This is a genomic window from Tolypothrix campylonemoides VB511288_2 (assembly GCF_045999855.1).
Taxonomy (GTDB): Bacteria; Cyanobacteriota; Cyanobacteriia; order Cyanobacteriales; family Nostocaceae; genus Scytonema; species Scytonema bouteillei_A.
In genome coordinates this window covers 239,133-252,844 of record NZ_JBFPMW010000009.1, presented here as the reverse complement: position 1 = coordinate 252,844, position 13,712 = coordinate 239,133, and the positions used below count along the sequence as shown (strand labels likewise).

10 protein-coding genes are annotated in these 13,712 nt (G+C 42.5%); 5 read left to right on the top strand and 5 right to left on the bottom strand.

The genetic code is table 11. The features are described from left to right. Position 1 precedes the first annotated feature (1 nt). Positions 2-1,285 (top strand): hypothetical protein, encoded by a 1,284-nt coding sequence (locus AB0756_RS25635; protein WP_038082225.1) that lies wholly within the window; start codon positions 2-4, stop codon positions 1,283-1,285. Between the two features lie 317 nt (positions 1,286-1,602). Here AB0756_RS25635 and AB0756_RS25630 read toward each other — a convergent pair whose 3' ends face one another. Together AB0756_RS25630 and AB0756_RS25625 are read right to left on the bottom strand one after the other, a co-directional pair. Then, positions 1,603-2,121 (bottom strand): DNA-binding protein, encoded by a 519-nt coding sequence (locus AB0756_RS25630; protein ID WP_336604391.1) that lies wholly within the window; start codon positions 2,119-2,121, stop codon positions 1,603-1,605. Then, a complete protein-coding gene (locus AB0756_RS25625) occupies positions 2,118-2,570 on the bottom strand; it encodes a DUF6932 family protein (protein ID WP_038082222.1) in 453 nt (150 codons plus the stop codon). The genes AB0756_RS25630 and AB0756_RS25625 overlap by 4 nt, the downstream gene beginning before the upstream one ends. A gap of 271 nt (positions 2,571-2,841) precedes the next feature. On the opposite strand from AB0756_RS25625, the gene AB0756_RS25620 reads away from it, so the two are divergent. The 3 genes from AB0756_RS25620 to AB0756_RS25610 all read left to right on the top strand — a co-directional run bounded on the left by AB0756_RS25620 (position 2,842) and on the right by AB0756_RS25610 (position 5,759). Beyond that, the gene (locus AB0756_RS25620; RefSeq protein WP_038082217.1) at positions 2,842-3,483 is read left to right on the top strand and encodes a Uma2 family endonuclease; all 642 of its coding nucleotides are present in this window, start codon (positions 2,842-2,844) and stop codon (positions 3,481-3,483) included. 88 nt (positions 3,484-3,571) lie between these two features. Continuing rightward, complete coding sequence (locus AB0756_RS25615) at positions 3,572-3,835, top strand: hypothetical protein (protein WP_038082216.1); 264 nt, start codon at positions 3,572-3,574, stop codon at positions 3,833-3,835. A gap of 157 nt (positions 3,836-3,992) precedes the next feature. Further along, a complete protein-coding gene (locus tag AB0756_RS25610; protein ID WP_038082214.1) occupies positions 3,993-5,759 on the top strand; it encodes a bifunctional serine/threonine-protein kinase/formylglycine-generating enzyme family protein in 1,767 nt (588 codons plus the stop codon). An 11-nt stretch (positions 5,760-5,770) separates the two neighbouring features. Here the strand turns inward: AB0756_RS25610 and AB0756_RS25605 are convergent, their stop codons facing one another. The 3 genes from AB0756_RS25605 to AB0756_RS25595 form a co-directional block, all read right to left on the bottom strand. Beyond that, complete coding sequence (locus tag AB0756_RS25605) at positions 5,771-7,507, bottom strand: AAA family ATPase (protein ID WP_082051878.1); 1,737 nt, start codon at positions 7,505-7,507, stop codon at positions 5,771-5,773. Positions 7,508-8,092: 585 nt separating this feature from the next. Further along, positions 8,093-10,093 (bottom strand): AAA family ATPase, encoded by a 2,001-nt coding sequence (locus tag AB0756_RS25600; RefSeq protein ID WP_038082213.1) that lies wholly within the window; start codon positions 10,091-10,093, stop codon positions 8,093-8,095. A 100-nt stretch (positions 10,094-10,193) separates the two neighbouring features. After that, positions 10,194-11,639, bottom strand: a complete 1,446-nt coding sequence (locus tag AB0756_RS25595) for a hybrid sensor histidine kinase/response regulator (protein ID WP_038082212.1) — start codon at positions 11,637-11,639, stop codon at positions 10,194-10,196. 463 nt (positions 11,640-12,102) lie between these two features. Here AB0756_RS25595 and AB0756_RS25590 point away from each other — a divergent pair, with 463 nt between their 5' ends. Beyond that, entirely contained in the window at positions 12,103-13,548 is a 1,446-nt protein-coding gene (locus AB0756_RS25590; RefSeq protein WP_038082210.1) for an ATPase domain-containing protein, read from the top strand. The last annotated feature ends 164 nt before the right edge of the window (positions 13,549-13,712 follow it).

Below are 13,712 nucleotides of genomic sequence, written 5' to 3'. Positions count from 1 at the left end.
TATGAGTGGCAGTCCCAAGTTTTCAGAAGCAGAAATTGCCCAGTGGAAGCAAAAAATTTTAGAAGCGGAACGTCAGCGTCGGGCAGCAATAGAAGCACAAAGACGACAAGAAGCAGAAGAACGGGAACGACTTCGGCAACTAGAAGAATCCCGTTGCCAAACTCAAATTCGCGTACAGAGGTTGCTGTCAGACGTAAATTCGCAGTGGACAAACATTTATGTTCAAGAAGCAGTGGTATTGCAATATCGCTGTCAGAATCAACTTGAAGCGATCGCACGGGCAGATTCAGAAATTCAACTGCTAGCCATTTCAGAAGAACTCATTAAAATCGAACAGGCTATGCATCTTGCACTGCAGCGCAAACGCCGAGATGAAGCAGAAAAACAACGGCAGGTTGATATTGAGCGACAACAGTTTGAATTAGAAGAACTAGAACGGCGAGTCGCTCAAACTCCAGAAGCCCAAGCCCTAAAATTTGATGCAGCAGGTCGGCAGCAATTACAGCAAGTCTTTCAAAATGTACGACAAGCAATTTCTGCAGGAGATCCAGCTAAAGTACGCCGACCTCTAGCAGAAGCAACAGCACTTGTTCAAAAACACCTGCGTCAAATTGTTCAAGGTCAGACAGATTCCCGCCACTTACAAACACAAACTAACCGACAGCTCGCAGAACTTAAAATCACGGTTACGGGTTTGAAAGCTGACCCAGTTGTCATGCAGTGGCAAGCAGGAGCAGTAGCAGAAATAGAAACCCAAATCAATGCAATCCAACAAGCCATTTCTCACGGTCAAACCAAACAAGTGATTTCCCAATTAACGGAACTTAGCCAGCGTTCGCAAACAATTGTCGAAACTGCCAGTACAGCACAACTACAAGCAGAGAAGCGAGATTATATTGCCGATAGTATTTCTCAAACCTTACAAGAAATGGGTTTCAGCATTACCTTTCATCAACCCGAGCATCCAAACCACCCCGCCACATCTATCATTTTAGGAGCTACCACCAATACAGGTAAAGCAATTAGCGTCAGTGTCCCCATTGCCGGACAGGTGTTTTATGACGTAGATGGTTATGTCAAGCACAGCGTTACTGCTGTAGATGGGAATACCTCTGCGGTCTGCGATGAAGCCGAACAAATGCTCACCGAAATGCATGATGTTTTAGAAGACAAATTTGGTGTCAGGATGGGTGAAGTATTATGGCAAGGGAAAAACCCCAATCGCAACCTTCGTAAAGCTGAAAAATTGCCAAGTGAAAAGCGATCGCGCAGTCGGAGTATTTAGGCGATTTCCGAAAAAGATTTTACCTCTGTAGTGGCGCAATCCCTTGCGCCACTACAATAGGTTACCCACTCCCTGGCAATTAAACTCCTGTGACATCTCCTACACTTCTGCTTCGCAGTAAGTGTAGGCTTCCAAGACAATCCGGCTACTGCTTAGGAGGCTCTTGGCTTTAAGAAATTCATCCCACACTGCCCTATGCCTAACGGCACGCTTCCGCGAACGGGTCAGATGTGGGGCTTCTTTTTGTTTAAGCTAAGTAAATTGGCTGGATGAAAGAAGCATCCCACACATGAAGGCGAAGCGGAGGTGTGGGAGTGTCAAAAAGCCTTACTTTCGATACTTCTGGCTGATTTTCGCCATTTCTTTGCAGTTTGCTTAACTTCTTCTATTTCCTCAAAATCTATTTTGACAACAGCATTTTCTAATTCCACACCCAAAGCTGTGGCAACTTCTAAAATCTCTATAAAACTAGCGCATTGATAATCTGTATCCTCGTATTCCTTAACCCTTTCTTCGTCAATTCCTAAAATTTCCGCTAATTGGGAAGTATTCATTTTTGCAGCTATTCGAGCTTTGATTAAAACATTCGGTAACTTATTTAAACTTTCAACTTTTACCGTTATTGACTTGTCCGGATCGCAATTAATAAGCCTTTCATATTCAGCAACTTCTTCCTTTAATTCGTCAACTTGGCTCTGATAAGAATCTCTATGTAATTTCCAACGTTTGGGGTCTGCTTTCAACTCTTCATTACTCTCAAATTCTACCACAGACTGCTCAAATTTCCGCAACCATTCTTTCGCATTTTGATATTGTTGCTCGTTTTTTATCATCATGGTTTCCACCTGACCAAATCAATAGCAATAATTCCCTTGGGTGTATTCGTTCTTGTATCAAATTGAAAAAAATCTATGTATACTGTACCAGTTTCATTCGCTGGGTAACTTGCAGGAAAAATCTCCCCCTTATACCGACTTTTTTGTTCGGCACGTCGCAGCGCAAAATTGTATAAAGTGGGAGCAATCGATTCCAGATAATTTATATCAACTCCATCGTCTTCCCAACAAGCATCAAAATCACCTGGTGTGGGTTTGCTAGTGACGAAACTACCATCTATATAAATGATTCTACAACCTGCTTCTTGTAATTGAGTCATTGCCAGTTCTAAACCCCTTATCATCCGCTGTCGAGTCAAGTTGGTCGCAAATTTTTCTTGAAACTCCTCCCATTCGCAAAAATGCACACCAGGGGGTAAATTCCCATTTTCATCAAATTTTGGAATCAATTTCTCTCACCGTAACACAAATGAATTATTCTGGAAAAGGAGCTTACCATAAACATAGCTGTAATTTCGTTTAACTTTTCATCTACCTTCACTTGTCCCAAAACCTGGTGTCCTATCAAGTGAGAAGCGATCGCGCAGTCGGAGTATTTAGTAAGGGGAAGGAGTAGCACAATAAAATAAAAAAAATTTGCTGTCTTTCTGGCACAAGCCTCGCGCCCTCTGCTTTTCTTCTGGTAAAACTCTTCTCCCTCCAACTTTTTGAGACTTCGCCATGACTCAAACCCAAACACAAGCACAAACCGAACCAAAAATATACACTTTTGATGAGTTTATCGAATGGTATCCTGAAAACTCAGTATTACGTTACGAATTGCATGATGGTGTAATTGTCGAGATGCCTAAGCCTAAAGGGAAGCATTCAAAATTAACGGGTTCGCTTGTTGGAAAGTTATTGACAACCATTAGTGAGATTGGGAAAACTGATATTTGGTTTATCCCTAGAGAATCTATTATTAAACCTCAGCGCGATAAGTCTGGGTACGAACCGGACATCATTATTTTGAATCAAGAAACTATCGATACTGAGACACGTTGGGAAACTGAATCAATTATTCAAAACGCGACTTCAGTCAAACTAATAGTTGAAGTAGTTAGTAGCAATTGGCAAGATGACTACTACGATAAACTTCGTGACTATGAAGGTATGGGGATTCCAGAATACTGGATTGTGGACTATGCTGCATTAGGCGGACGTAAATTTATCGGCAATCCCAAAGTCCCTACTATTTTTGTGTGCGAATTAATTGACGGGGAATATGAAATGACACCATTTAAAGGAACAGACCGGATCGTATCGCCTGCGTTTCCGCAGTTAAACTTAACCGCTCAACAGATTTTTGACTCAGTATTGTAGAGATTGAGCCGAGATACGTTTCATACTCTCAAATATTTGAGATAATAATGTATTGTACTTGGTGACTCATACATTACAATACAGACCTATGTCTCTCAGAGAACAATGGAATGCTGCGCGATCGCAACGTCAACAAGAAGTGCTAGAACGGCGACAGATGGTTGCAAACTTTCTTTTAGAGACGCGATCGCACCTCGACGAAGTCTGGCTCGAACAGCGACAGCAACGCGTGGCATACGTAGCAGCTATCAAAAATTATGTATGGGGGACAACTCCTGATACTGATAATGGTAGCAGCAATACAACCAATTTAGGGCAAAGTGAGGTACCTACACTGCCTAAGTACAGGTGAGTATAAGCAAAAGCCCTACTCGATTCGATCGGCAGAAATACAAGCAATATATTAATAAATGTAACAATAGGTGTAAAATTTACACTCAACTAATGACAAAGAACAACCTCAGCCATTTAACATAATTTATACCGACTTACTTGAAAGGAAGTAAACCATGCATCCCAATCAGTTGTGGCAAATGTTTGAAGATGAGTGGTTTACTCCCAAGTATCGCCTGAAAAAGCTGTTGGGTGCGGGAGCATTTGGGGCTGTATTTTTAGCAGATGAAGTCATTGCCGATCGCGTTATTCGGGAAGTTGCCATTAAAATTTTCTCAAATGAGGGCGAGCAGCAACGTCAGATTGCCGAGTTACAAACTGCTATTTCCCTAAAACATCCCGGACTTTTGGAGGGATTCAGCCCCGAACAAGGATGGCTCAAAGGAATTGAGTGTCTTGGTTTAGTGATGGAATTAGCCCAAAATTCATTAACAAAGCGGTTACAACAGGGTAGTTTACCGCTTTCAGAAGTTAAAGCAATTGTCAAAAATTTAGCAGGATCGTTGCAGTATTTACATAACAAAGGCATCGTTCATCGCGACCTAAAACCTGCTAACATCATGCAAGTCGATGGACAGTGGAAGTTGACAGATTTCGGTATTTCCCGACTCTTAGAAAATCGCAATGGCAGCGATACCTCTCCTACCAATCAGGTGGGTACTATCGCTTATGCACCTCCAGAATCATACAAAGGCAAGATTTCTTTTGCGTGGGATTTGTGGTCTCTGGGAACCGTCATCGCCGAAATACTGACAGGTGTACATCCCTTTGCCAGCAACAACTCTGGTGAGTTGATGCAGCGAATCATACACGAAGAACCAGCACTTCCAGAACTCCCAACTCCCTTTGCGACGATCGTCAAAGGTTGTTTGGTTAAAGATTATACACAACGTTGGACGGCAACTCAAGTGCTTGCAAGTCTCGATCCAACTGCAGATTTAGGTAGAGTTACAGTTCTGTTGCCTCTTTCCCCTAGCTTTCGTAAAATTATCCCTACAGAAGCCGGTGCGACTGGATGCGCTACAATTCCGGTGGCAAATATTCAAATGCAAGCAAAAGAGCCATACCAGCAGTTGACTCCAGCAACTCAAGAGCAGAAACAAGCTATCATCCAAGCCAACCGAAACTCTAACTACCAAGAACGTCTTCCTGGTGGTTCTATGCTGGATACGATCGCCATTCCTGGCGGCAGTTTTTTCATGGGAACTGCAACGGAAGACATCGAGCAGGTTTTAAAACTGGAAACTTGGTTTAAACGCTCAGAAGTCATCAAGTGGTTGCGTCCAGAAATGCCCCAGCATCGGGTGAATGTACCTGCCTTTTACATGAGCAAAACTCCGATTACCCAGGAGCAATGGCAGGCAGTCATGCAGACTAATCCTTCTCATTTCAGTAGCCTGCTGCGTCCGGTGGAAAGCATATCATGGTGGCAGGCACAAGAATTTTGCGATCGCCTTGGAGAACTCACAAATAAATCCTATCGCCTCCCCACGGAAGCTGAATGGGAATATGCTTGTCGTGCTGGTACGCAAACGCTTTACAGTTTCGGCAATAGCAAACAACCATTACGGGACTACGCCTGGTACACCTGGAACTCCCGCCAGCAAACCCAACTTGTCGGACAAAAGAAACCAAATGCCTGGGGTTTACAGGATATGCACGGCTTAGTCTGGGAGTGGTGCCAAGACCACTGGCATGAAAACTATAATGGAGCGCCCACTGATGGTAGTGCTTGGGTACAAGGCGGACACCCAACGAAGCATTCAGTGAGAGGCGGTTCCTGGTACAGCTTGGCAGATGATTGCCGCTGCGTCTATCGTTTTTGTTATGATGCCAGTTTCCGCTATTCCAGTCTTGGGTTTCGTGTGGTACGTTCTGAATAAAAGGTATGTTTTTATACTCGACGCTGTTGGCTCAAAACTTGGTGAGCGTAATTAAAATCTTCATTTGTGATTTGAATTGCCCCTGGAGCCATCATTCCTTGAGAACGATAGCGACGGATGGCTTCCACAGCAGCGCGATCGCCGAGCAATGCCAAATCTGCCCCGTTCCAACCCTCAGTGACTGCCGCCCAGTAAGCTAAATTTACATTTTGCAAGGGACGTTCTTGATTGTAAACTTGCAAAATTGCCCAACGACTCTCCAAATTGGGTAAATCTACTTTTAACTGTAAATCTAACCGTCCAGCCCTTAACAAAGCGGGATCTAAAGCATCGGGACGATTGGTAGCAGCAATCACCAGAATGGTAGAACTTGCCTGTAAACCGTCTAACTCTGTTAGCAATTGTCCAACAACGCGATCGCTCACTCCTGAATCACCGTTATAACGCCCTCTTGTTGGTGCTAAAGTATCAATTTCATCAATAAAGACAACACAGGGAGCGGCTTGTCTTGCTTTGGCAAACAGTTCTCGCACTGCTTGTTCGCTAGCACCTACCCACTTACTCAATAATTCTGGCCCATTGACACAGATAAAATTAGCTCTGGCTTGGGAAGCAACAGCTTTAGCCAACATGGTTTTACCTGTTCCTGGCGGTCCCCATAATAAAATCCCTTTGGGGGGTCGGGCTTTTGTTTGCAGATAAAGTTCTGGATGTAACAATGCACCTTCTACAGACTCCCTCAAGGTTTGTTTAATTTCCTCCAACCCCCCAATGGCTTCCCAAGTGACATTCGGGGATTCAACTTCAACCGCACGTAAAACAGCAGGTTTAATTTCTTGGAATGCTTGTAAAAAATCTGACTGATGTACGGTCAACTGTTCGGGAATTGGGTCTGCTATTGAAGGAACTTGACGGCGTAAAGCACTGTAAGCAGCTTTCTGACAGATAGCTTTCAAGTCTGCACCCACAAATCCCACAGTTAGATCTGCGATCGTCTCTAAATCTACTGTCTCATCTAGAGGCATTGAGCGAGTTAATATCTGTAAGATTTCCAAACGCCCTTGTTGGTTTGGCACGCGAAACAGCACTTCCCGGTCAAATCTTCCAGGACGGCGCAAGGCTGGATCGAGGTGATTGGGGCGATTAGTAGCAGCCAACACAATGACGCCTTTTGTTTGAGCAAAGCCATCCATGAGGCTCAAAAGCTGTGCAACCAGACGTTTTTCTACTTCCCCTTCTACCTTGCTGCGGTCTGGAGCAAGGCTGTCAATTTCATCAATAAAGACTATGCAAGGAGCCTTCTTAGCAGCTTGTTCAAAAATACCCCGCAGTCTTTGTTCTGCTTCACCGTAATATTTACCGATAACTTCTGGTCCGACTACAGCAATGCAGTTAACTCCTAATTCTTTCGCCAAGGCGCGGGCTGTTAAAGTTTTACCAGTCCCAGGTGGTCCAACTAACAAAACGCCCCGTGTGGGTTCTAAACCAATTTGAGCAAGGAGATCGGGACGTTTTAAAGGGATGGCAATCAATTCTTTCAGTTCTTGAAGAACTTCCTTAAGCCCACCCACATCTTTCAAAGATGCATTTGCTGAAACTGTAGAACTCGATTCACTAAGAGTATATCTAGGCGGTTGTTGGTTACGTAAACGAGATTCGCTACGGGTATTGCTCCTTTTGGGGACATGACTGGGGCGAACACCACCGACACGAGGTATAACACTAATAGGTCGAGTTTGGAACTGCATAGTTATCTTAAAAATAGAGAGTGGGGGTTAGGAGTTGGAGGTTAGGGAAGAGAAATTTTCAGAATTGAATGCTTTGATTTTTCAGATTTGTGTTTTCTCTTCTAAGGTTTTTACCAGTTATAAGAACTGCTTAAAAGTTTGGAGAATTAATTTTTACAGTTACATTTGCACAACATTATTGCGTAAGGGTGCTTTACGTTGCACTCTTACAAAATCTGTGCGTTGCATTCTTTTTTCAAATTGGTAAAACCTTTGAATTTAATCTAACAATTTCTATTGAAATATGGTTTATGCTTTGGGCTGATTTACATCACATCACATCTTCTACCAAAATACATAAAATTAGCACGCAAAATGTAGTTTATTAGTTTAAGTTTAATTTTTCAAAAACTGCAAAAAGGTAGATTTTATATAGCAATCCTAAATCATTCGTAAGAAGTTTAGATCCCCGACTTCTCAAAGCACTCGGGGATCTGGACACGGTGGATTTTGTGCCCAGCAAGCAGCGAGCGAGTACTCTATTTAACCGCGAGACGCAGAGTACGCACCAGATAAGAGGTGAGAGAGCTATGGCTTATCGCGGTTCTAGACCGTGAAAACTGCTTCCATCACCGATAACGCACCGTTGTGTTCCAGGCTCACAATTAACCGTTTTCCTGCCAAGGAATTTAAATCGGAGTAATTCTCAAAGATCCAGCGATTAAGCGGACGCTCAACCAAAGTTTCCAGTAAGGTTTTAATTCGCCGTCCGCCAAATAGCAAATTGTCATCTTGTTGCATATACACGTTCAATACTTCTAAGACTATCGGTTGAAACAGTACCTGCAACTGATATTTATCCCAAGCAGATTCTGCTAGCAGCCGGAGAAACTTCTGCCCAATTTGCCAAACAAACTCCGGACGTAGCAAATCAAACACGACGATACTGTCGCCCAAACGGTTCAACAATTCAGCACGACCAATGCGACTGGTAAAGTGCCAATGAACTTCAGCACGAAAATGAGCTTCTACCTGAGCATAGGTGAAGGAATCGACACCTTGGCGTTGTACCTCAGTCATGATACCGTTACGAATAATCGTTCCGGTGTGTGGGTCTGTTAGGTCAGAAGCGCCAATATTACTAGTAAATATAATTACAGTTTGATTGAAATAAACTGTCTGTCCTTTGTCATCTGTAAGGCGACCATCTTCTAGAATTTGGAGAAATTTATCTAAAACTCTGGGATGAGCTTTTTCGATTTCATCAAACAGCAAAATGCTGTAAGGACGCTGTAAAATCCGGTTGGTCAGTTGTCCTCCTTCTTCATGACCTATGAAACCAGGAGGTGCGCCTGTTAACTTCTCTGCTGCGTGTTCTTCTTTGTACTCGCTCATATCAAAGCGGGCGAATGCTTGCTCATCTCCAAAAATCAGCCGTGTTAGTGATTTGGCTAACTCAGTTTTACCCACACCTGTAGGACCCACAAAAAAGAAAATTCCTTTTGGTTTGTTATTGCGACCGCTGACATTACTCAAACTGATGCCTACTTTTGCGCTAGTTAGGAGATTGGTAACAGCTTCTACCGCACGGGGTTGACCGATCACAAATTTGCACAGTTCTTCTCTGGCATAAGCAATTTTATCAGCACTGATTTGCTCAAATGGTTCATCGCGTTGTCCAAATTTATAAAAGTCTACCAGGCGCAACACGGTTTTGGCATTGAGTGGTATACGTTCTCGCCAAGAGGTGTGACGGATAGCTTCTAGATCCATCGTTTGATAATCTTCAGTTAAGGCAGCAAATTCCTCTGCAGCAAGTTCTAGGTCTGAAGGTTGTTGCAAACTGGGACGTTGAGCATTTAACAGATGTCCGCCGTAAAATCCCTGTTGTCCAAAGCGCAAGATAAACTGCTGGCGTTCTTCTTTATTGGGACGGGTCACTTGAACTAAAGCTACAAAAGGATTGCCAGTATAGAACCAAGGTGGTACTCGTCTGAGGTCACTGGCTAGGAGAATGAGAGTGTTGCGATAGCCAGTGAGATTACCTTCAGCAATGACCGATGCTTCCAACGTGCATTTTTTGAGCAACATCAAAAGATGGCGTTCGTCTGCTGAGTGGCGTTCTGGATCGGTAGTGAGCATATCCCCTAAATCCGCGATCGCCACGACTGAGGTTTTTGGTTGAGATAGAACTGCCCGCAAATGACTAAAAGTAATTTCTGGTGACAGGTAACTGCTAGTCAGCCGTTGTTGTACCACCGTTCCAGGATTAGCACGAGATGGGGGCTGCATGGGATCTGCGATCGCACTTGGAGTGGCGGACTGTCCCAAGCGTTCGAGTTGTTGTTCTGCGAGTCGTTGTCGCGCCAATTCCTCAAATATGGGGCGCATCTCTGGTTGAGGAAAAGTCAGACCATCTATCGGATCGTAACGAACAATCAGATCGAAGCCCTGCTTGAGGAAATAGTTATTGAGGAAGACCTCCATGTTCTGATAACTACCCTGCCAGAGAAATTGATCGTGAATGTTACCGTAAAGAATAAAGTGTTGGCGACGGTATAAATGCTTTTCAAAATCTTGAATCCAACGGGCAGAAATCGGGAACATAGAAAATAACACCTATGGCAGAATTCTAGGAAGCACTCGCAATTCCTCTCAACACCTTCCAACGGCAACGGTGAGATCCTCTTTGCGGCATCATATCTAGTTAATGATACCCAGATTTTACTGCTTGCGGGACTTCTACAGGAAGGCGTATGACTATTTCTGTTCCTTGTCCTATTTGCGAGTTACACTGCAATTGACCGCCATGTTGCTCTACGATTATAGAGTAACTGATAGATAATCCCAGCCCTGTTCCTTTTCCTACAGGCTTTGTGGTAAAAAAGGGATCGAATATGGAACTTTGAATGTGAGGTGCAATACCGATTCCATTATCAGCAATCCGAATTTCAACCCATTTTTTATCTCTGTCTTGAGATTCTTGATAAGAATTGCTTAACTGGGTACAAATTTTTATGGCAGGCTGAAAAGGTTCTTCCCAAATTCTTGACTTCTCTTCTATAGCATCAATCGCATTGCTGAAAAGATTCATAAAAACCTGATTTAATTGTCCTGGGTAACAATTGGCTGGAGGAATTTTGCCATATTCTTTCTTCACTTCAATTGCGACTCGGTTGGGTTGTTCTTTGAGACGGCTTTGTAGGATGACGAGTGTACTATCTAAACATTTGTGAAGATCGCCTTGCTGAGTATAAGCCTGGTCATAACCTGAAAAATAACGCATTGACAAGACAATATCTCGAATTCTTTCTGCTCCTACTTGCATCGACTCAAGTACCTTGGGAAAATCTTTAAGCACAAAATCGAGTTCGCAAACTTGTATTGTCTTTAAAATTTCTGGATGTGGCTGAGGATAATACTTACTGTATAATTTGATAATATTTATTAGCACTTCCGTATACTCAGAAGCGTAATCTAGATTGCCATAGATAAAACTGATAGGATTGTTGATTTCGTGAGCTATCCCTGCAGCTATTTGCCCCAAGCTAGACATTTTTTCACTTTGGACAAGCTTTGTTTGAGCTAACTTCAGTTCATCTAAAGCTTGCTGGAGTTGCTGAGTTCTGGCTTGTAATTGTGCTTGCGAACATCGGAGTTCTACTTCCGTTTGCTCGCGAATTTTTATTTCTTGTCTGAGTTGGTCATTTTGCTCTCTGAGTTGCTCGTTTTTCTGCTGAAGCTGAACTTGTAGAGTCCGAAGTGTTAGTTGATAATCTATTCTTGCTAAAACTTCTTCGACTTGAAATGGTTTGGTGATATAGTCTGCTCCTCCCAATTGAAATGCTTTTGCCTTATCCATTCCCGATACTAAGGAACTTAGAAAAATGACGGGAATATCACTAGTCTCGGCATTTAATTTCAACTGCTCGCAAACCTGATACCCATCCATTTCTGGCATCATAATATCAAGAAGAATCAGATCCGGTCGCTGTATGCCTACTGCTCTCAGGGCAACCATACCGCTAATAGCTTGTCTAACTTGATACCCATACGATCGCACAATTGTAGATAAAACTCGTAAGTTGGTTGGTTCATCGTCAACAATAAGAATATCAACTTTGGAAGCTAAAGATGGGGATTGAGGTAGCATAAGTTTATGTTCTTTTTAACAGCCTGTCAGTAAGGCAGCTATGCTGAAATTTTGCATCTCACAAAGAAAGTTCTTCTAATTTACCCAAAGCTTGTTTAAGTCCCCAAACATACGATTTGATTTCTTTTGTATAAAATAAGATATTATGCGATCTCAGTTTTAGTGTTTTATAAGATTTCATGAAGAATACGTAAGTAAGAGATTCTCATTTACAAAAGTATAATTATATACATAAAAGGAGTCATTAAGAGGTGGAAAAAGGAGAGGCCTCTGCCTTTCTTTGTTAAATGCTCCTCCTGGCAAGTATTTTGATAAATTTCCTGAGATAGCTTCAACAGCAGAGTTTTGTCTTACTTAACAAGACTATACATTACTGTAAAGAAACTTAATAAATTCACTAATTTCTATTAATTAATTCAAAATATTAATAATATTTTAATTTTTAATCCTCATAACCCACCAAATGGTTAAGCAACGCCTGTCTACTGGAGTTTCAGGTCTGGACGAAGTTTTGTATGGCGGTCTACTTGCAAACCGAGCTTATCTCATACGGGGTGGGCCTGGTACAGGCAAAACTACCCTGGGATTGCATTTTCTAGCGGTTGGAGTTGCACAAGGGGAAAGCTGTTTGTACATTACGTTGGGGGAATCAGCCGAGCAAATTCGTGACAATGCCAAATCGTTAAATATAGATGCTGAACCGATTACCTTTCTCGACCTTAGCCCAAATACTGAATTTTTTACCCAAGTACAAACCTACGATATATTTTCTCCTGCTGAAGTTGAACGAGAACCCACCACAAAAAGAATCGTTGAAGCAGTAGAAACTAAAAAACCTCAACGAGTTTTTCTTGATGCTATCACTCAGTTCCGCTACCTATCTAGCGATGCTTTTCTATTTCGCAAGCAAGTGTTATCGTTTATCCGCTTTCTTTTATCACAAGGTGCAACTGTGATGTTCTCCTCAGAAGGAACTGAGCGCACTCCTGATGATGACTTGCAATTTATCAGTGATGGCGTTATCCACCTCAACCACTCTCAGTTAGACAGAAGTCTTTGTGTGGCTAAGTTTCGAGGTTCGGACTTTCAGCACAGTTTTCACTCCATGCGGTTGACGAAGACCGGTATGGAAGTTTTTCCGCGTTTACAACCGGAAGTTTACAAGCAGGAGTTTGTTGCTCAAACGATTTCTTCTGGTATTTCAGAACTTGATGAAATGCTGCATGGAGGGTTGGAAAGAGGTACGGTCACGCTCATAACGGGAGCAACGGGTGTTGGAAAAACCACTTTAGGTTTGCAGTTTATGAAAGAAGCTGCTCTAAGGGGCGAACGAGCGGTTATTTATACTTTTGAGGAAGCAGAAAATTCTTTGCTACATCGTTCTGAGTCTGTAAACATCCCCTTATATGACATGCAACAGAAAGAGACATTGTCAATTGTAGAAGTACAACTGTTGCGATTAGCACCCGATGAATTTGCGCGTTTGGTGCGGCATGAGGTAGAAGTGAAACAGGCCAAAATAGTTATGCTTGATAGTATTGCAGGCTACAGGCTCTCTTTACAAGGGGAAAATTTAGTCAGGCATCTTCATGCTCTATGTAAGTATTTGCAGAACATGGGTGTCACAGTGCTGCTAATTAATGAAACGGAGCATATAACAGGAGAATTTCATACCTCTGAATGGGGTATTAGCCACTTAACTGATAACATCGTGTTCTTGCGTTACATAGAAGTTCAAGGTCAAATGCGAAAGGCAATTGGGGTGCTTAAGAAACGGTTATCAGATTTTGAAAAAACTTTGCGGGAAATTGAAATCACTCGTTATGGAGTCCAAGTTAGCAAACCCCTTCATAGTGTGCGACGAATTTTTAGCAGGACACCAGAATGGATAGGTAATGATTCGCAATAAAGTAAAAATCAAAATTTCATCCATAAACTAGAGTTTCTATTGTTGACACTGCTGCTAGAATGACAAGCACAGAAAGTTGATTCATCGCGATCGCATTATCTTAGTACAGGCATTGGGGTAATACAAGTTAGTATGTTTCAAGGATTGATAGAAATAATCCGCAG